Below are 19,920 nucleotides of genomic sequence, written 5' to 3'. Positions count from 1 at the left end.
CACCAGTACGGCTGGGTCAGAGGACTCGGTAGTTCTGGCCTACCAGGGGTTTCACGTGAAACGTAGACGCGGGGCGTTGACGCGGTGAAACGCAGTCCCCGCCGGGATTCAGCACGCTTGGTTGAACCGCAGAAGCGCGGGTCGGAGCCTTCATGAACCGTTCCCTGTCCGCGCAAATTACGGCGAAACACTCCTCGACCAGGAGTCCTTCAGACACTCATTTCCAAACTCTTCCGACGGGGAAGGCGCGGGCTGCTCCACGCCTGCCGGCCATCCGAAACCGGTATGCTTACGACGGTGTCTGCCGCAATCCACCTCTCCTGCGCGGACAAGGGGCAGCGAAACCACAAGACGCCGGTAAGGGGTCGCAGGTCTGAGCACATCCACCTAACAGCGGGCCGCAGGGTAGGCTGGATAAGCTCCTAGGCCACCTAAGACATAAAAAAGGCCCGATTCACAAAGAATCGAGCCTTTCTCGGGGATTAGTTACTGGAACCCGGAGCCAGGACGTCCATGATCCGGTTCAAGTCCTCAACGCTGGCAAACTCGATACTGACCTTGCCTTTCCTGACGCCCAGCGAGATCTTGACGTTGGTGTCAAGACGGTCGGAGAGCGAGGATGCAAGATAGTCCAGCCGCTCGTGCCTGGCACCGGGGCGCGGAATGTTGTTCTTGGCAGGCTTGGCAGGATCCTGGTAGAGGGTCACTGCTTCCTCTGTTGCCCTGACCGACATTCCTTCCGCCACGATCTTCTGGGCCAGCCGTTCCATGGCTGCTGCATCCGGAAGCGACAGAAGGGCCCTGGCATGGCCTGCGGAAAGCACACCGGCGGCCACGCGGCGCTGCACCAGCGGGGGCAGCTTGAGGAGGCGAAGCGTATTGGACACCTGGGGCCGGGAACGGCCGATACGGTCGGCCAGCTGCTCGTGGGTGGTGCCGAAGTCCTCCAGGAGCTGCTGGTAAGCCGCCGCCTCTTCCAGGGGGTTCAGCTGGCTGCGGTGAAGGTTCTCGAGCAGGGCATCCCGCAAGAGGTCGTCATCCGTTGTGTCCCGGATGATCGCGGGAATTGTTTCCAGCCCTGCTGCCTGCACAGCACGCCACCGGCGCTCACCCATGACAAGCTCATAGGGTTCGCTACCGTCTTCGGTTGACGTACGGACCACAATTGGCTGCAGGACGCCGATTTCCCGCACGGAATGAACAAGCTCGGCCATGTCGTCTTCATCAAAGACGCTTCGGGGCTGTTTCCGGTTGGGATGGATATCGGCAACGGAGATTTCCGCGAAACGGGCGCCCGGAACCTCCACGAGTTCGACACCGGAGTCCGCTGGACTCGTTACCCCGGCAGCAGCAGATGCTTCCACTGAGGGGGCAGGTCCAGCTGCTGCCTTCACCTCAGGGTTGGGTGCGGGCGCCTTTTTGGCGGGAGCCCTTTTCGTTGGAGCGGTAGCTGCAGCTGATGCTGCCGCCTTCTTCCCGTCTACACTGACCTTGGCCCCAGTGGACTCGGCAGCCGCCGGCCTGGCTGAGGACCGGTTGCCCGAACCCGCGGAATCCTTTGCCTGGGTCTTGGCAGCGGCGGGCGCGGCAGGCGTCGCAGGTTGCTCCAACGGTTCAGTCTTCTTCCGGCCCTCGGGGAAGAAGAGATCCACGGGCCGGGACACCGCCCCACCGTTACCGGAGGACCCATTGGCTGCGGCGGAACTAGGAATCAGCGCGCCAAGACCGCGGCCTAGGCCCCGTCGCTTCTCGCTCATGGGTAAATCCCTCCAGTGGTAGACCCAGGACCAGCCTGGCTCCGTGCGTTGCGGTATTGAAGATTCTAGCGTTCGGCTATTTCAGCAGCGGCTTCCAAGTAGGACAGTGCACCACTTGAGGAAGGGTCGTACGTCATGACGGTCTGCTGGTAGCTGGGGGCCTCGGAGATCCGCACAGACCGCGGCACGACGGCCGAAAGCACCTGCTCGGGGAAGTGCTGGCGCACCTCGGCGGCTACCTGTGCAGCGAGGTTTGTGCGGCCGTCGTACATGGTCAGCAGGATGGTGGAGACAACAAGATCTGCATTGAGGTGCTTCTGGATCATCTCAATGTTCTTGAGGAGCTGGCTGAGGCCTTCCAAGGCGTAGTACTCGCACTGGATGGGGATCAGTACCTCGTTGGCCGCACAAAAAGCGTTGACGGTCAGCAGGCCCAGGCTCGGCGGGCAGTCGATGAAGACGTAGTCCAGGCGCTCTTCGCCGTTCTTCTCGCGCACCTTCGCGTAGACGTCGATGGCCCGCCGCAAACGCTGTTCGCGGGCCACGAGCGATACCAGTTCAATTTCCGCACCGGCAAGGTGGATGGTGGCCGGCGCACAGATGAGCTTTCCGATGTCCGGGCACGGGGCAACAACATCAGCCAGCGGGACGTCATTGATCAGGACGTCGTAGATGCTGTCCACGTCTGCGTGGTGTTCGATTCCCAAGGCAGTGGAAGCATTGCCCTGCGGATCGATATCGATGACCAGAACGTTGAGTCCGGCAGCAGCCAGCGCGGCGGCGATGTTCACGGTGGTGGTGGTTTTGCCCACACCGCCCTTTTGGTTGGACACCGTGAAGATCCGGGTCTTCTCAGGGCGCGGGAGCTTTCGTCCCATCAGGCGCTCACGGCGCTTCGTCTCGTGGGCAAGCTCGCGGGCGATGGGGCTTGAGTCGTCGATGGCGTCGATGACGTTGGAACGACCGCCGGGGGTTGTTTCACGTGAAACCGCGCTACCGGACGAGGGCGAGGCAACCGTCTTAGGGTGATTACCGCCCCGGCCCGGAGCCATAGCGGTGCCCGCCAGTCCTGACCCAGCGACAGAACGTGCCGACCCCAAGGACACAAACGGCGGGATCCGTTGTGCGGAGGCTTCACTACTGGTCACTGGGGCACACTCACTCTCGTTCAGCCAATTTTGCTGCCGTTGTCTAGCCTAACTGCTCGCACCTGCTGACAGCCGTCAGCGGGCCCGCGTTAGGACTTCTTTTGGGACTTGTTCACCACGATGCGGACCACCGTGGTGGGCTCTTCCAGCAGGTTGTCACCCACCGTCAGCACCGAGATCTCCACACCACCCAGCTTCCGGATGGTCTTTGCCGCCTTCTCGATCTCTTCGCCGGCGCTGCGGCCCTTGATCGCCACCACTTCACCGCGCCCTCCCAACAGGGGGATGGTAAGGCCGGCGAGGTTGGTCAATGCCGATACGGCGCGGGCGGTCACAACGTCGGCCTCCACGTGACCCACGGCCAGCTCGGCCCGGGTACGCATCACCGTGACATTGTCCAGGCCGAGGTCATCAACCACTTCCTGGAGCCAGATCACCCGGCGCTCCAGCGGTTCGATGAGGGTCAGCTCAAGGTCGGGACGCGCGATCGCAAGGCAAAGGCCAGGCAGTCCTGCGCCGCTTCCGACGTCGGCCACATGGCTCCCGTGGGCGATCTCGCTTTCAATGACCGCGCAATTGAGCACGTGGCGGCTCCACAGCCTGGGAACCTCGCGCGGGCCGATCAGGCCCCGTTCCGTCCCGGACGTAGCGAGGTGCTCAACGTACCGCTTGGCCAGCTCGAGGCGGTCGCCGAAGATCTTCTCAGCAGCGCGAAGCTCTGCTGCCGTGATGTCAACCATAACTATTGGGTCAGCATTCTCTAGTCTGCGGAAACAACAATGTGGCGTCCGGCGCCTTCGCCCTCGGACTCGCTGACCAGGCCGAGATCGGCAACGGCGTCGTGCACGATCTTGCGTTCGTAGGCGCTCATCGGCTCAAGGGCCACCGACTTGCCGGTTTCCTTCACGGAAGCCGCGGCCTCTTCGGCGATCTTCTGCAAATGCCCGGTACGTTCCTGCCGGTAGCCGTTGATGTCCAGGACAAGCCGCGAACGGTTCTCCGTTGCGGACAGCACTGCCAGGCGGGTGAGCTCCTGCAAAGCTTCCAGGACTTCACCGTCCTCACCAACCAGGCCTTCCAGCCCCTCGGCCTCATCCTCGGCGACGATGGAGATGTAGGTCCGTCCGTTGCGGACCTCGATGTCGATGTCGCCGTCGATGTCGGCAATGTCCAGCAGCTCTTCCAGGTAATCGGCAGCCACGTCGCCCTCTTCTTCGAGGCGACTTGCGGTGGAGCCCTTGGGGGACGAACCATCCTGGCCCACGGACACGTCCTGATCTTCGATTTCTTCAGTAAAGGCGTGTTCGGTGCTCTCAGCTGACATTACTTCTTCTTCCTGTTCTTGCGCTGGGGCTGGACGCGCTGCGCCTTGATCTCAACTGCGGCCGCCGCTGCGGCGTCCGCTGCTTCATCCCGCTTCCCGCTGAGGACGGACAGGGCCGGCAGGCCCTTGGCGGCACGGCGTTCGGCGAGGGCCTTGGCTGCGGGGGATCCCGGCGTCGGCATGCGGCGGATGACGAAGAACTGCTGGCCCATGGTCCAAAGGTTGGTGGTGGTCCAGTAGATCAGCACACCGATGGGGAAGTTGATGCCACCCACGCCGAAGACGAGAGGCAGGATATACAGCATCATCTTCTGCTGGCGCATGAACGGGCTGGCCATGGCTTCTTCAGACATGTTCTTGGCCATGATCTGCTTCTGGGTGATGAACTGCGAGGCCGTCATGGCAATGATCATCACGATGGAGAGCACCACGACGGCGACCTGGCCGCTGCCGCCCCCGCCGTGCAGCAGGGAAGCGGACAGCGGAGCACCAAAAATGCTTGACGCATCGAACTCGACTACCTGCTCGTGGCTCATGGCCCCGATGCCGGCGCCCTGGTCCTTGGCGGCGGAAATACCGGAGAGCACCTGGAACAGGGCAAAGAAGAACGGCATCTGGATCAGCATGGGCAGGCACGCCGAGAACGGGTTGGTCCCGTGCTTCTTGTACATGGCCATCTGTTCCTGGGCCATCGCCTGGCGGGACAGCTGGTCAGTCTTGCCCTTGTACTTGTCCTGGAGCTTCTTCAGGTCCGGCTGCAGCAACTGCATGCCGCGCTGGGCCTTGATCTGCTTGACGAATACCGGGATCAGTGCGGCACGGATCACCAGCACCAGTCCGATGATGGACAGTGTCCACGTCCAGCCGTTCGCGGCGGGCATCCCGATAGCGCTCAGGCCATCGTGGAATCCAATCATGATGATGGAAACCAGCCACTTGAACGGGGCCATGATTGTTCCAAAGAAGTCCATACTTATCCCTATTCGTCAGGCCGCACTGCGGCCTTCTTCATCAGTCCGAGCAACCAGGTACCTGTCCGGATTGTTCAGCACAACAATTGTGGGGGTCTGGCCTGGAGGCCATTCCCGGCCGCCGGCGGGGACGTGGTCCACTCCACCGGCGTTCCATGGGTGGCAGTGGCCAAGCCGGCGCGCGGCAAGCCAGCTTCCCTTGACCGCGCCGTGGACGGTGACCGCTTCAAGGGCATAGGCCGAGCATGAAGGGAAGAACCGGCAGACCGGACCGTACAAGGGAGAAACCACCTTGCGGTAGGCCATCAGCAGAAGGATGAGGATGTTCCGGGGCAGGTTCCAAAGGAACTTCCCGACGGCGGCAAACACTGTGCGGAGACGGGCGACGACGGCGGTGGCGTTAGGCACGCGGTGTCCCCTCCTGTGTTGTACCGGCTGAACCCCTGGCAGCAGCCCGCGAAGGGCGGCCGCCCAGCCGGTTCAGCGTAGATTCCAGTGCAGCGTTGTAGTCCGACAGCAGCTGGTCCCAGCTGGCGGAAGCGGACGCAGGAAGCGCCCGCACCACGATAGCGAGTCCTGTGCCGTGCTCGCGCAACGAGGCAGCACCCGCTTCTCTCAGTCTCCTCTTAACGAGGTTCCTGACCACAGCGTTCCCTACACTTTTGGAAACAATGAACCCGATCCGGCTGGGTTCGTCGGCAGCAATGGCTGCCGCATATAACACTACGTTCCGGCGCCCATTGCGGACACCGGAACGTACAGTTGTTGAAAAATCAGTTGAGGTCCTCAGGCGGTTGCGGGTGGCCAGCACCTTAAACTCGCAAAGGGATGTCTACCGATAAGCCAGTTATTTAGGCCGACAGTTCGGTGCGGCCCTTGCCACGACGGGCTGCCAGGATGGCACGGCCGGCACGGGTACGCATACGAAGGCGGAAGCCGTGCTTCTTGGCTCGACGGCGGTTATTCGGCTGAAAAGTCCGCTTGCTCACGTTAGTTACTCCAGTGGATCAAAGGTGCGCCCACCCGATCAGTAATGGGGAAGAACTGGCCGACGCTAAGTTTTGTATATGCACGCTTCCCCCGGCTGCTCCAGGCGCGTTGCGCTTGGATGTTCAGATGGGGCCAAAAAGCGGACACAAAGGACTTCACAACGTTAGGGCAATCTGCAAGCCCGAGTCAAACCGGGGCGGCCCATCACGGCTGTCCCCAGCTGTTCCTAACCATCCCCAACAGCCTGTGGATGAAGTGGCTCACAGGGGCGCTTCCGGAACCACAACCGTGTAATTATCCACAGCCGGATAGCCAGCTATCTTCTAGGCTTTTCATCCCCTAGAGTGTCCCAGTAGCCGATTATCCACGGACTGTGCATAACCCTGTGGATTAAGCTGGGCCAGCACCCTGGTTCCGGACTTGGGGCTGCAGGCAATGCAGGCATAGCAAGTTTTGAGGGAACCGATTGATGACAGTAGACGAAGCCAACCACGCCAATACTGTCGGAAGTTCCTGGCGCCGGGTTGTCAGCCTGCTGGAACAGGACCACCGCGTTTCCCCACGCCAGCGTGGCTTTGTCATCCTCGCCCAGGCGCAGGGCCTCATTGGTTCCACGCTCCTGGTCGCCGTACCCAACGAGCTCACCCGCGAGGTGCTCCAGACCCAGGTCAAGGAAGCCCTCGACGATGCACTGCACAATGTCTTCTCCGAAGACATCCGCTGCGCCATCGATGTGGACACCGATCTGGTCCCCATCCACGAGGAACCCGAACCCATCGTCGAGCCGGCTTTCGCACCGGACCAGGTCATCGAGCAGAAACCGCAGCCCATGCTGCCCAGCACCTCGCACGAATTCGGCCGGCTTAACCCCAAGTACGTCTTTGACACCTTCGTGATTGGTTCCTCGAACCGTTTCGCCCACGCTGCCGCCGTTGCTGTTGCCGAAGCACCTGCCAAGGCATACAACCCGCTCTTCATCTACGGTGACTCCGGTCTGGGCAAGACCCACCTCCTGCATGCCATCGGCCACTACGCCCGGCGCCTGTACAGCGGGATCCGCGTCCGGTACGTAAATTCCGAGGAGTTCACCAACGACTTCATCAACTCCATCCGTGATGACGAGGGCACGAGCTTCAAGACGACCTACCGCAATGTGGACGTCCTGCTGATCGATGACATCCAGTTCCTGGCCGGCAAGGACCGGACGCTGGAGGAGTTCTTCCACACCTTCAATGCCCTGCACAACAACAACAAGCAGGTGGTCATCACCTCGGACCAGCCGCCCAAGCTGCTGGCCGGCTTCGAGGACCGCATGAAGTCGCGTTTCGAGTGGGGCCTGCTGACGGACATCCAGCCGCCGGAACTTGAGACCCGAATCGCCATCCTTCGCAAGAAGGCGCTCAGCGAGGGCCTGTCGGCGCCGGATGATGCCCTCGAGTACATCGCATCCAAGATCTCCAGCAACATCCGCGAGCTTGAAGGTGCACTGATCAGGGTGACGGCGTTCGCCAGCCTGAACCGCCAGCCGGTGGACGTGGCCCTTGCCGAGATGGTCCTGAAGGACCTGATTACCGACGACGGCGCCCAGGAGATCACGTCCGCCCAGATCCTCCAGCAGACAGCTGACTACTTCAAGCTCAGCATGGAGGAACTCTGCAGCAAATCCCGGACCCGGACGCTGGTGACCGCACGCCAGATCGCCATGTACCTCTGCCGGGAGCTGACGGACATGTCACTTCCCAAGATCGGCCAGGAACTCGGCGGCCGCGACCACACCACCGTCATCCATGCCGACCGGAAGATCCGCGAGCTGATGGCGGAGCGCCGTGTGATCTACAACCAGGTGACAGAGCTGACCAACCGCATCAAGCAGCAACAGCGCGACTCCTGATCCACACCGCGCCCGGCACTCTATACCTTATTAACAGGAGGATGTGGATAAGCCTGTGGATACTTAAGGGGACAAGCGCGGTTAATGGGCTTAAAACCCTTAAGCCGTCTGTGGATCGTTAAAATGGCCCTTTGCGTTGTCCCCATCCACACCCTGTTTAAAACCCACTTAACGCACAGCGGGTGAACAGGGCTTAAGCGCGGAACCACGCGGCAGGACCGGGTTATCCACAGTTTCCACAGCAGTTATTAACACTACTAATCCCAAAAAATTGAAATCCCTCAAACAACAAGAACGATCCGCGCATCCGACACAGGGGGCCTGCCGGCCCCCGGCGGACTGGACCGGACCCTGGGGGATGGGTTAATCCCCGATCTTCCGGCTAAGCTGTCAGCAGCGCTCCCATCCCTGGGTTTTCGTGTGGTTTCCGTTTTCGCGGACCATGCACCAGCCGGGGTGCGCCCAACTTCTTCCGGAGTTTCCTGCGAAATTCCCGGGTTTCACATGGCAGCAGCAATGAAAGGCGGCACCCTTCCGTGAAGTTCAGAGTCGATCGGGACGTCCTGGCAGAAGCCGTCACCTGGACAGCCCGGTCGTTGTCTCCGCGGCCGCCCGTGCCCGTCCTCTCCGGCCTGCTTTTGAAGGCTGAAGCGGGAACCGTCAGCCTTTCAAGCTTCGACTACGAGACTTCGGCGCGGCTCGAAATCACCGCAGACATCAGGGATGAAGGCACCATCCTGGTATCCGGCCGGCTGCTCGCGGACATCTGCCGCAGCCTGCCTTCTGCTCCCGTGGACGTGGAAACCGACGGCAACAAAGTCACGCTCACCTGCCGCCGAAGCAGCTTCCATCTCGCGACCATGCCTGAGGCCGAATACCCACCCCTGCCGTCCCTGCCGGCCATCAGCGGAACCGTCCCGGGAGATGCCTTTGCCCAGGCCGTCTCACAGGTCATCATCGCGGCAAGCAAGGACGACACCCTCCCCATCCTCACGGGTGTGCGGATGGAGATCGAGGACGATCTGATCACGCTGCTGGCCACCGACCGTTACCGGCTCGCCATGCGCGAAGTTCCGTGGAAGCCGGTCACGCCAGGCATCTCCACCAGCGCCCTGGTCAAGGCCAAAACCCTCAACGAGGTAGCCAAAACGCTTGGTAACAGCGGCGACATCAACCTCGCCCTGTCCGACGACGACAGCCGGCTCATCGGCTTCGAAAGCGGCGGGCGCACCACCACGTCGCTGCTGGTGGACGGGGACTACCCCAAGATCCGCTCTCTGTTCCCCGAGTCCACCCCCATCCACGCCACCGTCCAGACCCAGGAGCTCGTTGAAGCTGTCCGCCGTGTATCCCTCGTGGCAGAGCGCAACACTCCGGTCCGACTTGCCTTCACATCAGGGCTGCTGAACCTCGATGCCGGCACCGGTGAGGACGCTCAGGCATCGGAAGAACTCGAAGCCCAGCTGTCCGGTGATGACATCACGGTCGCTTTCAACCCGCATTACCTGATCGAGGGACTCAGCGTCATCGAGACCAAGTTTGTCCGGTTCTCCTTCACCACAGCTCCCAAGCCCGCCATGATCACGGCCCAGGCGGACGCAGACGGCGAAGACCAGGATGACTACCGCTACCTGGTGATGCCGGTCCGGCTTCCCAACTAGTTCCCATCGGGGCCCAGCCTTCGCAAGCTCAGGCCGGGCCCCTCGCCGATGGGGCCCTACCCACGCCAACCCCGTTCCTCCCACTTAGCGCAGAAAAGAGTTCCACTCATGCACATTGGACTGATCGGCCTCGGCAAAATGGGGTTCAACATGCGTGAGCGCCTCCGCAAGGGAGGACTGGAAGTCACCGGTTACGACCGGAACCCGGACGTTACTGATGCTGCCAGCGTCGATGAGCTGATCGCCGCCGTACCGGCGCCCCGGATCATCTGGGTGATGGTGCCCTCGGGCCCCATCACGGACGCCGTCATCACTGAACTCAGCGAAAAGCTGGAAACCGGCGACCTTGTCATTGACGGCGGCAACTCCCGGTTCACCGAGGACCAGAAGCACGGCGAACTCCTCGCCGCCAAGGGAATCCGCTTCGCGGACTGCGGCGTGTCCGGCGGAGTCTGGGGCCTGCAGAACGGCTACGGACTCATGGCCGGCGGCGACGCCGCGGACATCGAACGTGCCCTGCCTGTCTTCGATGCGCTGCGTCCCGAAGGTGAAAGGGCGGACAGCTTTGTCCACGTCGGCGGCATCGGGGCAGGCCACTACGCCAAGATGGTCCACAACGGAATCGAATACGGCCTCATGCAGGCCTACGCCGAAGGCTACGAACTGCTCGCCGCCAAGGACATCGTCACCGATCTCCCCGGCACGTTCAGGGCATGGCAAAAGGGAACGGTAGTCCGTTCATGGCTCCTTGACCTTATGGTGAAGGCCCTTGACGAAGATCCCGGTTTGGCCTCCATTGACGACTACGTGGAGGATTCCGGCGAAGGCCGGTGGACCGTGGAGGAAGCCATCGCCAACGCGGTCCCCGCCCCGGCCATCACCGCCGCGCTGTTCGCCCGGTTCGCATCCCGGGAAGACACCTCGCCCGCCATGAAGATGGTTTCTGCGCTGCGCCACCAATTCGGCGGCCACGCAACCCGCCCCGCCAAGTAGCACCCACCGGGGACCAGCAGAGTTCCCAGAATTGCCGAAAACCGCGTGTATCTGGAACACCTTTCCCTGACCGACTTCCGCAGTTACGCCCAGGTTGACCTCACCCTGGGACCGGGCGTCACCGTCCTGGTAGGTTACAACGGCATCGGCAAGACCAACCTGATGGAGGCCATCGGGTACCTGGCCACGCTCAGTTCCCACCGGGTCAGCTCGGACGCGCCCCTGCTCAGGTTCGGGACGGAACGTGCACTGGTCCGCGCGCGGCTGGTCCGGGGCACACAGACCACGGTCCTTGAGCTGGAGATCAACGCCGGCCGCGCCAACCGGGGACGCATCAACCGCAGCAACCCGGTCCGGGCCCGCGACATACTCGGCATCTGCCAGACAGTCCTGTTTGCCCCCGAGGACCTGGCATTGGTCAAGGGCGATCCGTCCAACCGCCGCCGCTTCCTTGATGAGCTGCTGGCCAGCCTTATTCCGCATCATGCCGCCACCCGCAGTGACTACGACCGTGTCCTGAAACAGCGCAATGCCCTGCTGAAATCGGCCCGCGCCGGAAAATTCACCACAGCACACGAATCCACCCTGGACGTGTGGGACCAGCACATGGCCCGGGCGGGCGCGGAGTTGCTGCACGCGCGCCTGGAACTGGTTGAACGGCTCCGCCCGCACCTTGCCCGGGCCTATGCCCAACTCACGGACGCGTCCAAGCCGGCGGATGCCACCTACCGGTCAACGCTCCAAAGCCAGATGGACGACGACGGCGTCCCGGCGGGAAGCGCGCAGCGCTCCGCAGCAGGAGGTACTGCAGACGGCCAGGATGATCTCCGGCTTCTCTCCGTGGAACAGCTCACCGAACGCTACGTGCAGGCATTCGCTGAATCCCGCAAGAAAGAACTGGAACGGGGCATATCCCTGGTTGGCCCGCACCGCGACGAACTGGAGCTCATGCTCGGACAGGCGCCAGCCAAGGGATACGCGTCGCATGGGGAGACCTGGTCCATGTGCCTGTCCCTTCGGCTGGCCTCGTACTACGTGATGCTTGACGACGCCCGGACCGGAGGTTCTGCTCCCATCCTCATCCTGGACGACGTCTTTGCCGAACTGGACGTCCAGCGGCGGCGTAAACTGGCGGCAATAGTCTCCGGCGCGGAACAGGTCCTGGTGACCGCCGCCGTCGACGCCGATATTCCGGAAGAACTGTCCGGGCGGCGGGTGAAGGTCATCCCGGGAGGTATCGATGAGCAGTGACCAGGGCGGCGGGCTCCAGCCCGGCCGCGAGCCTGACGACATCGATGCGCCGCAGGCGGCGCTGAACCGGATGCGGGAAGCCGCGGCAGCACGCGGCGAAGTCCGGCGGAAAGTTGCACGGCCCGGTTCCGCAAAGGCTAAAGGCAGTATCCGGGACACCCGCGGCTTCAGCCAGTTCCACGCCACTGGCCGGGACCCGTTGGGCCTGGGGAAGGTGGTAGGACGGCTGGTGGCGGAGCGGGGCTGGAGCTCACCTGTGGCTGTCGGCTCGGTCATGGCGGAGTGGTCCACGCTGGTGGGGCCGGAAATCTCTGCCCACTGCACCCCGGAAAGCTTCACCGACACCACCCTGCACGTGCGGTGCGATTCCACTGCCTGGGCCACCCAACTTCGTCTCCTGAGCAGCAGCCTGCTCGACAAATTCCGCCGTGAACTGGGAGACGGGGTGGTCACCAGCATCCAGGTGCTGGGACCCTCCGCACCAAGCTGGCGCAAGGGCGGACGCAGTGTCAACGGCCGTGGTCCGCGGGACACGTACGGATAGGCCAGGACGGCAGCTCTTGAAACTGCGCGCAACGGCGTGTAGGGCGCTGTAAGGACCGCAGCGTGTATAGGCACCCGGAGGGCGTACCGCTGGGCCGCCCTAGGCGCGGCCAAGAGCCTCGCACGGCCATATTCAGTGGCGCTGAAGGCCCCGGAATGCGGGGATATGTCCTGGTTCACGGTAGAATTGATGCAGATAACTGGGCGCGGATGAAACGTTGACTTCAGTCCGTTCTGCGCGCGCTCTCCGCGCGCGGGGCGCGGACCACCAACCGTCAGCAGGTCACCGGCGCCATAAGTTTGTGCCTGTTGGCGGGTGGCTTTTCCCTGGGAAAGGCACCGGCCGGCCATCATCGAGAACAGAGGAGTCGCAGCGCCTGTGGCTAACGACAATACAGATATTCTGGCAGCAGATACAGCAGTCGAGGATGGCCGCACCCCTGATACTCCACCCGCGGCAGCCACGCCAAGGGAATACGGCGCCAGTGACATCACCGTGCTGGAGGGCCTTGAAGCTGTCCGCAAGCGTCCGGGCATGTACATCGGCTCCACCGGACCCCGTGGCCTGCACCACCTGGTCTACGAAGTGGTGGACAACTCGGTGGATGAGGCGCTTGCCGGTTACTGCAGCCATATCGAGATCGTCCTGCAGGCCGATGGCGGCGTGAAAGTGGTCGATGACGGCCGCGGCATTCCGGTGGATATGCACCCTACGGAGCACAAACCCACCGTCGAGGTGGTCATGACCATCCTGCACGCGGGCGGCAAGTTCGGCGGCGGCGGATACGCCGTTTCCGGTGGCCTGCACGGTGTGGGCATCTCGGTGGTCAACGCACTGTCCAGCCGCGTGGATACCGAAGTGCGCCGCCAGGGGCACGTGTGGCGGATGTCCTTCGCTGACGGCGGCAAGCCGCAGGGCAGCTTGGTCCAGGGCGAAGAGACGGACGCCACCGGCACCACCCAGACCTTCTACCCGGACCCCGCGATCTTCGAAACCACGGAGTTCGATTTCGAAACGCTGCGCGCCCGCTTCCAGCAGATGGCCTTCCTCAACAAGGGACTGCGGATCACCCTGACGGATGAGCGCGCGCCAGCCGGGGACGACGCCGACGGCGACCTGGACCTTGACGACCTCAGCACCGAGGGTGAAGTCAGCGCCGAACACCGCACCGTGGTGTACCAGTACAACGAAGGCCTGCTGGACTACGTCAGGCACCTGAACTCTGGCAAGAAGGTTGAGGTGGTCCACGAGGACGTCATCGCCTTTGAAACCGAGGACACCGAGCGCAAGATCGCCCTGGAAATGGCCATGCAGTGGACCAGCGCCTATTCCGAAAGCGTCCACACCTACGCCAACACCATCAACACCCATGAGGGTGGCACGCACGAAGAAGGCTTCCGCGCTGCCATGACCTCCCTTATCAACCGGTATGCCCGCGAAAAAGGCATTATCAAGGAGAAAGACGACAACCTCACGGGCGACGACATCCGCGAGGGCCTCACCGCCGTCATCTCGGTCAAGCTGGCCGAGCCCCAGTTCGAGGGCCAGACCAAGACCAAGCTCGGCAACTCCGAGGTCAAGGGCTTCGTCCAGCGCGTGGTCACCGACGGGCTGGGCGACTGGCTGGAGCGCAACCCCGGCCCCGCCCGCGACGTGATCCGCAAAGCGATTTCCGCCGCGCAGGCCAGGATGGCTGCGCGCAAGGCCCGCGACAATGCCCGGCGCAAGAGCCCGCTGGAGTCCTTTGGCATGCCCGGCAAGCTTTCGGACTGTTCCTCAAAGGACCCGGAAAAGTGCGAGGTCTACATCGTGGAGGGTGACTCGGCCGGTGGTTCCGCCAAGCGCGGCCGCAACCCCGAGACCCAGGCCATCCTTCCCCTCCGCGGCAAGATCCTCAATGTGGAGCGCGCACGCCTGGACAAGGCCCTGGGCAACGCAGAAGTGCAGTCCATGATCACTGCCTTCGGTACCGGCATCGGCGAGGACTTCGACCTGGCCAAGCTGCGGTACCACAAGATCGTGCTCATGGCAGATGCCGACGTGGACGGCCAGCACATCACTACGCTGCTGATGACCCTGCTGTTCCGTTACATGCGACCCCTGATCGAGAACGGCTACGTGTACCTGGCCCAGCCCCCGCTGTACCGGATCAAGTGGTCCAACGCCCCGCATGACTACGTGTACAGCGACCGCGAACGCGACGCCAAGCTCGTGTCGGGCCAGGCCGCCGGGCGCCGCATCCCCAAGGACAACGGCATCCAGCGCTACAAGGGCCTTGGCGAGATGGACTACACCGAGCTGTGGGACACCACCATGGACCCCGACCACCGCACCCTGCTGCAGGTGACCATGGACGACGCCCTGGCTGCCGACCAGATCTTCTCCGTCCTCATGGGCGAAGACGTCGAATCCCGCCGCAACTTCATCCAGCAGAACGCCAAGGACGTCCGGTTCCTGGACATCTAAGGATCCGCTCCAACGTATTCGGAACCAGACATATACCTGAAACGGAAATAACTAATGAGCGACGAAATCCCCGAGAACTCCGCCCCTGAGGGCGGAACTCCGGACACCGTTCTTGAAGGCGACGTGCTGATCGACCGCGTGGAACAGGTGGACCTGCAGACGGAAATGCAGCGGTCCTACCTGGACTACGCCATGGCCGTCATCGTGGGCCGTGCCCTTCCCGACGTCCGCGATGGCCTCAAGCCCGTGCACCGCCGCGTGCTGTACGCGATGTTCGACGGCGGTTACCGCCCCGACCGGTCCTTCAACAAGTGCGCCCGCGTGGTGGGTGAGGTCATGGGCCAGTACCACCCCCACGGCGACACCGCGATCTACGACGCCCTGGTGCGCCTCATCCAGGACTGGACCATGCGCTACCCGCTGGCGCTGGGGCAGGGAAACTTCGGATCCCCCGGCAACGACGGCGCTGCCGCACCGCGGTATACCGAAACCAAGATGGCGCCGCTGGCCATGGAAATGGTCCGGGACATCGACGAGGAGACCGTCGATTTCCAGGACAACTATGACGGCAAAAACCAGGAACCCACCATCCTGCCGGCCAGGTTCCCCAACCTGCTGGTCAACGGTTCTTCAGGTATCGCCGTGGGCATGGCTACCAACATCCCGCCGCACAACCTCCGGGAAGTAGCCGACGGCGTGCAGTGGTACCTCTCCAACCCGGGTGCCACGCGCGAGGAACTCCTCGAGGAATTGCTGGTGCGGGTCAAGGGCCCGGATTTCCCCACTGGAGCCACCATCCTTGGCCACAAGGGCATCGAAGACGCCTACCGCACCGGCCGCGGATCGGTCACCATGCGCGCAGTGGTCGCGGTAGAGGAACTGCAGGGCCGCACGTGCCTGGTGGTCACCGAACTTCCGTACCAGGCCAACCCGGACAACCTGGCCATCAAGATCGCCGAACTGGTCAAGGACGGCAAGATCCAGGGCATTGCCGACCTCCGGGATGAAACGTCCGGACGCACCGGCCAGCGCCTGGTGATCGTGCTGAAGCGCGACGCCGTGCCCAAGGTGGTGCTGAACAACCTCTACAAGCACACCGAGCTGCAGAGCAACTTCTCCGCCAACATGCTGGCCATCGTGGACGGCGTGCCCCGGACACTGAGCCTTGATGCGTTCATCCGCCACTGGGTCACGCACCAGATGGACGTTATCGCACGCCGCACCCGGTACCGCCTGCGCAAGGCGGAGGAAGAAGCCCACATCCTTCGGGCCCTCCTCAAGGCGCTGGACATGCTGGACGAGGTCATTGCCCTCATCCGCGCTTCCAGCACCACCGAGGCCGCACGGGACGGGCTGATGGAGCTGCTGGACATTGATGAGCTGCAGGCCCGGGCCATCCTGGACATGCAGCTGCGCCGCCTGGCCGCCCTGGAACGCCAGCGGATCCAGGAGAAGCACGCAGAACTCGAAGCCCTGATCACCGAATACAAGGAAATCCTGGGGTCGGAGCAGCGCCAGCGCGAGATCATCAGCACTGAGCTGGGCGAGATCGTGGACAAGCACGGCGATGACCGGCGCACCAGGATCCTCATGGGCTACGACGGCGATATGTCCATGGAGGACCTCATCCCCGAAGAGGAGATGGTGGTCACCATCACCCGCGGCGGCTACGTCAAGCGCACCCGCAGCGACAACTACCGGTCGCAGCAGCGCGGCGGCAAGGGCATCAAGGGGGCCCAGCTGCGTGGTGACGATGTGGTGGAGCACTTCTTCGTCACCACCACCCACCACTGGCTGCTGTTCTTCACCAACCTGGGCCGGGTCTACCGCGCCAAGGCGTACGAGCTGATGGAAGCGGGCAGGGACGCCAAGGGCCAGCACGTTGCCAACCTGATGGCATTCCAGCCCGACGAACACATCGCCCAGGTGCTGGACCTCAAGGACTACCAGCAGGCGCCGTACCTGGTGCTCGCCACCAAGAGGGGCCTGGTGAAGAAGACCAGGCTGGAGGACTACGACACGAACCGTTCGGCAGGCGTGATCGCGATCAACCTGCGTGACGGCGACGAACTGGTCTCCGCCCAGCTTGTCTCGGAAACCGACGACCTGTTCCTGGTGTCCCGCAAGGGCCAGTCCATCCGCTTCACCGCCACCGATGACGCACTGCGCCCCATGGGACGTGCCACATCCGGCGTTACCGGCATGAAGTTCCGCGAGGACGACGAACTGCTGGCCGCGGACGTGGTCACCGACGGTTCGTTCGTGTTCATCGTGACCGAAGGCGGGTACGCCAAGCGCACGGCGGTGGAGGAATACCGCCTGCAGGGCCGTGGCGGACTGGGTATCAAGGTCGGCAAATACCAGGAAGAGCGCGGCCACCTCGTGGGTGCACTGATCGTCCAGGAAGAAGATGAAGTCCTGGTGGTCATGGAGGGCGGCAAGGTTGTCCGTTCCTCCGTTGCCGGGGTTCCTGCCAAGGGCCGCGACACCATGGGCGTCATCTTCGCCAAACCTGACAAGAATGACCGGATTATCGAGGTGGCGCGCAACAGCGAACGCGGTCTTGAGGACGAGGAATCCGCCGGGGATGACGTAACGTTGGCTGAAGATGGCGGGACCGCTGGGGAATCCGCCGCGCCAGCAATGGCAGAAGAATCACCGGCCGTTGAGTCAGAGGACGCCTCGGGCGACGCTGAGCCGAACGAAGACAACACGGAGGTAACGAGTGAGTAATTCCGACTCATTTCCCAAGCCGAACAGTACTGTTCCCGACGGGAACCGGCCTTCAGCGGCACCCCGCGTGAACGCCCCCGTTCGTCCGCCGCAGCGGCCCGCTGCGCCGGCCGGCGCTCCAGGCCAGCGCCCCGCCGTCCCTGGCCAGCGGCCGCAGCAGGGCGACCGCCCCGTGCAGCCCGGCCAGCGCCCCTTCCAGGGCCAGCCCGGACAGCGTCCTGCACAGGGCGCCTCCAGCCAGGGAACCCCTGGCCTGGTGAAGCCGGCTCCGAAGGCAAAGGTCCGGCGGGCCCGGCTCCTGATCAGCAAGGTGGACCCGTGGTCCGTCCTGAAGATGGCATTCCTGCTGTCCGTGGCACTGGGGATCGTGACTGTGGTGGCCGCCATTGTCCTGTGGACAGTCCTGGACCTCACCGGGATCTTTGACCAGGTGGACAGCCTGCTCGGCACGCTCGCCGGCTCGGAAAGCGGCGGCTTCGAATTGAAGAAGGTAGCTTCGCTGGGCCAGGTTGCGTCGTTCGCCACCATCATTGCCGTGGTCAACGTAGTCCTGCTGACGGCACTGTCCATGCTATCCGCTGTCCTCTACAACATCTCCGCCACCCTGGTGGGCGGCATTGGCGTGACCCTCACCGACGATTAGGAAGCCATTTTCGCCGGGCCCGCACCGGTGAAAAGGCCCGATTTGAGATCGGGCCGGGGTGTGCTGTAAAGTCATGTCTCGGCCCGATGAGGGATTGAGGGCGTATAGCTCAGGCGGTTAGAGCGCTTCGCTGATAACGAAGAGGTCCCAGGTTCAAGTCCTGGTACGCCCACGGAACCTGTGCAGGTTTCAAACGGAGGTTTGGTCCGGAGTTATCCGGTATCGGATCGGAACGGGGAGCATGTGAAAAAGTTGCTTGTACTGGCAGCGGCAATCGCAGGCTTCCTGGTCTACCGGAAAGCACAGGAATCCGAAGCCCGGAAGACGGTCTGGAGCAAGTCAACCGATACGGTGGACTAGGCGGGACACCCGCTCCGGGAGCCTGTCAAGGGCTCCCTGGTTCTAGGGTATGATGGACGGGTTGCTTCTTATGGGGGCATGGCGCAATTGGTAGCGCACCTGCTTTGCAAGCAGGGGGTTCGGGGTTCGAGTCCCCGTGCCTCCACCATAAGGAAGTCCCGGTCAGCGGAAACGCCGGCCGGGACTTTTTGCTTTCCATCTGCGCAAGGAACCAGTACCAAGGGGGCTGCATTGAACTACTTCTTCGCGGCCCTGGGAGTCCTGGGCGTTGCATCATCGGGGCCCTTGATCGCGGCCACGCTCGGCGCCACAAGTGTCAGCGCCCTTGCCATCGCATTCTGGCGCAACGCCATCGGCGCGGCCGTCATGGCCTCCCCCACCCTGGTCCGGGCACCCGGCCAGTTCCGCAGGATCAGCCGCAGCGAGTTTCGCTGGTCGATGCTGGCAGCCGTCGCGCTTGCCCTGCACTTCGCCTGCTTCATCACATCCCTTCAGCTGACATCCGTAGCAGCCGCTACTGCCCTGGTCTGCCTGCAGTCAGCCTGGATTGCCGTCTTCCAGCTCTTCCGCGGCATCCGCCACCGCTGGCAGGTCCTGGCGGGGCTGGGAATCGCCTTTGGCGGGGTCGTGGCGATCACCGGCTTCGACATGGGATCTTCCCCGCAGGCCCTCACAGGAGACCTGCTGGCGGTGGCCGGGGGCGCCCTTGCCGGCCTTTACACGCTCGCGGGTGGCAAGGCACGGCAGAGCATGACAACAGGAACCTACACCACGCTCTGCTACGGAATGTGCGCCGCTCTCGTGGCCGTCCTTGCCTTGTTCGCGGGCCAGCCCCTGGCGGGGTTTGAGCCGGCCGGGTGGCTGGGCATCGCAGCAATCACCGTCTGTGCCCAACTGGTGGGCCACACCGCCTTCAACCACCTGCTGGCCACCATGAGCCCCCTCATCGTCTCCATGATCATCCTCCTGGAAATCCCGGGGGCAGCGCTGTTGGCAGCCGTGTTCCTGCACGAGACGCTGCCCGCAGGAACTTACGCCGGGCTCGGCCTGATCCTGGCGGGACTCGCCGTCGTGGTCCTCGGTCAGAGGAACAGCAGGGGCCAGGGGAATGGCAGCCGGGGCAGCCGTGGAACGGCACCGCAGGAGGAACCGCCGTCGGACCGCCTGGCCGGGCTGGGAACTGACTGA

The 19,920-nt window shown here is 63.2% G+C and carries 18 protein-coding genes and 2 tRNA genes; 12 read left to right on the top strand and 8 right to left on the bottom strand.

All coding sequences use genetic code 11. From position 1 onward, the window contains the following. Positions 1 to 482 precede the first annotated feature (482 nt). From BACI349Y_RS00245 to rpmH, 8 genes are all read right to left on the bottom strand, one after another. A complete protein-coding gene (locus BACI349Y_RS00245; protein WP_159629396.1) occupies positions 483 to 1,757 on the bottom strand; it encodes a ParB/RepB/Spo0J family partition protein in 1,275 nt (424 codons plus the stop codon). A gap of 65 nt (positions 1,758 to 1,822) precedes the next feature. Further along, on the bottom strand, positions 1,823 to 2,905 hold the full coding sequence (locus BACI349Y_RS00240; protein ID WP_236560665.1) for a ParA family protein: 1,083 nt from the start codon (positions 2,903 to 2,905) through the stop codon (positions 1,823 to 1,825). An 89-nt stretch (positions 2,906 to 2,994) separates the two neighbouring features. Further along, positions 2,995 to 3,645 carry a 16S rRNA (guanine(527)-N(7))-methyltransferase RsmG gene (gene rsmG / locus BACI349Y_RS00235; RefSeq protein WP_159629394.1) on the bottom strand — a complete coding sequence of 217 codons (651 nt, stop codon included), beginning with the start codon at positions 3,643 to 3,645 and terminating at the stop codon, positions 2,995 to 2,997. A gap of 20 nt (positions 3,646 to 3,665) precedes the next feature. Continuing rightward, entirely contained in the window at positions 3,666 to 4,229 is a 564-nt protein-coding gene (locus BACI349Y_RS00230; RefSeq protein ID WP_159629392.1) for a Jag family protein, read from the bottom strand. Beyond that, the gene (gene yidC / locus BACI349Y_RS00225) at positions 4,229 to 5,200 is read right to left on the bottom strand and encodes a membrane protein insertase YidC (protein WP_159629390.1); all 972 of its coding nucleotides are present in this window, start codon (positions 5,198 to 5,200) and stop codon (positions 4,229 to 4,231) included. The genes BACI349Y_RS00230 and yidC overlap by 1 nt, the downstream gene beginning before the upstream one ends. A 15-nt stretch (positions 5,201 to 5,215) precedes the next feature. Next, positions 5,216 to 5,608, bottom strand: coding sequence for a membrane protein insertion efficiency factor YidD (yidD, locus tag BACI349Y_RS00220; RefSeq protein WP_201302365.1), 393 nt, complete (start codon positions 5,606 to 5,608; stop codon positions 5,216 to 5,218). Then, a complete protein-coding gene (gene rnpA, locus BACI349Y_RS00215) occupies positions 5,601 to 6,011 on the bottom strand; it encodes a ribonuclease P protein component (RefSeq protein ID WP_159629388.1) in 411 nt (136 codons plus the stop codon). Before rnpA ends, yidD begins: the two co-directional genes overlap by 8 nt. Positions 6,012 to 6,051: 40 nt before the next feature. Next, the gene (rpmH, locus tag BACI349Y_RS00210; RefSeq protein WP_003800212.1) at positions 6,052 to 6,189 is read right to left on the bottom strand and encodes a 50S ribosomal protein L34; all 138 of its coding nucleotides are present in this window, start codon (positions 6,187 to 6,189) and stop codon (positions 6,052 to 6,054) included. 470 nt (positions 6,190 to 6,659) lie between these two features. Here rpmH and dnaA point away from each other — a divergent pair, with 470 nt between their 5' ends. From dnaA to BACI349Y_RS00155, 12 genes are all read left to right on the top strand, one after another. Beyond that, positions 6,660 to 8,081: a chromosomal replication initiator protein DnaA gene (gene dnaA, locus BACI349Y_RS00205; protein ID WP_159629386.1), complete on the top strand. Its 1,422-nt coding sequence runs from the start codon at positions 6,660 to 6,662 to the stop codon at positions 8,079 to 8,081. Positions 8,082 to 8,617: 536 nt separating this feature from the next. Next, positions 8,618 to 9,742, top strand: coding sequence for a DNA polymerase III subunit beta (dnaN, locus tag BACI349Y_RS00200; protein WP_159629384.1), 1,125 nt, complete (start codon positions 8,618 to 8,620; stop codon positions 9,740 to 9,742). 48 nt (positions 9,743 to 9,790) lie between these two features. After that, a complete protein-coding gene (gnd, locus tag BACI349Y_RS00195) occupies positions 9,791 to 10,735 on the top strand; it encodes a phosphogluconate dehydrogenase (NAD(+)-dependent, decarboxylating) (RefSeq protein ID WP_159629382.1) in 945 nt (314 codons plus the stop codon). A gap of 45 nt (positions 10,736 to 10,780) precedes the next feature. After that, positions 10,781 to 11,986, top strand: coding sequence for a DNA replication/repair protein RecF (recF, locus tag BACI349Y_RS00190; protein WP_159629380.1), 1,206 nt, complete (start codon positions 10,781 to 10,783; stop codon positions 11,984 to 11,986). Continuing rightward, the gene (locus tag BACI349Y_RS00185) at positions 11,976 to 12,530 is read left to right on the top strand and encodes a DUF721 domain-containing protein (protein ID WP_159629378.1); all 555 of its coding nucleotides are present in this window, start codon (positions 11,976 to 11,978) and stop codon (positions 12,528 to 12,530) included. Before recF ends, BACI349Y_RS00185 begins: the two co-directional genes overlap by 11 nt. Positions 12,531 to 12,908: 378 nt before the next feature. Then, entirely contained in the window at positions 12,909 to 14,996 is a 2,088-nt protein-coding gene (gene gyrB / locus BACI349Y_RS00180; RefSeq protein ID WP_159629376.1) for a DNA topoisomerase (ATP-hydrolyzing) subunit B, read from the top strand. A 54-nt stretch (positions 14,997 to 15,050) separates the two neighbouring features. Next, on the top strand, positions 15,051 to 17,729 hold the full coding sequence (gene gyrA, locus BACI349Y_RS00175) for a DNA gyrase subunit A (RefSeq protein WP_141158797.1): 2,679 nt from the start codon (positions 15,051 to 15,053) through the stop codon (positions 17,727 to 17,729). After that, on the top strand, positions 17,722 to 18,372 hold the full coding sequence (locus tag BACI349Y_RS00170) for a DUF3566 domain-containing protein (RefSeq protein WP_159629374.1): 651 nt from the start codon (positions 17,722 to 17,724) through the stop codon (positions 18,370 to 18,372). The genes gyrA and BACI349Y_RS00170 overlap by 8 nt, the downstream gene beginning before the upstream one ends. 98 nt (positions 18,373 to 18,470) lie before the next feature. Then, positions 18,471 to 18,544: transfer RNA gene (locus BACI349Y_RS00165), tRNA-Ile, on the top strand. Between the two features lie 71 nt (positions 18,545 to 18,615). After that, positions 18,616 to 18,732 carry a DLW-39 family protein gene (locus BACI349Y_RS20190; protein ID WP_210411329.1) on the top strand — a complete coding sequence of 39 codons (117 nt, stop codon included), beginning with the start codon at positions 18,616 to 18,618 and terminating at the stop codon, positions 18,730 to 18,732. Positions 18,733 to 18,804: 72 nt separating this feature from the next. Continuing rightward, positions 18,805 to 18,880, top strand: a tRNA-Ala gene (locus BACI349Y_RS00160). A gap of 83 nt (positions 18,881 to 18,963) precedes the next feature. Beyond that, the gene (locus BACI349Y_RS00155; protein WP_159629372.1) at positions 18,964 to 19,920 is read left to right on the top strand and encodes a DMT family transporter; all 957 of its coding nucleotides are present in this window, start codon (positions 18,964 to 18,966) and stop codon (positions 19,918 to 19,920) included.

The sequence above is a fragment of the Arthrobacter sp. 8AJ genome (assembly GCF_902506025.1).
Taxonomy (GTDB): domain Bacteria; phylum Actinomycetota; class Actinomycetes; order Actinomycetales; family Micrococcaceae; genus Arthrobacter.
This window is presented reverse-complemented; position numbering and strand designations above follow the sequence as displayed.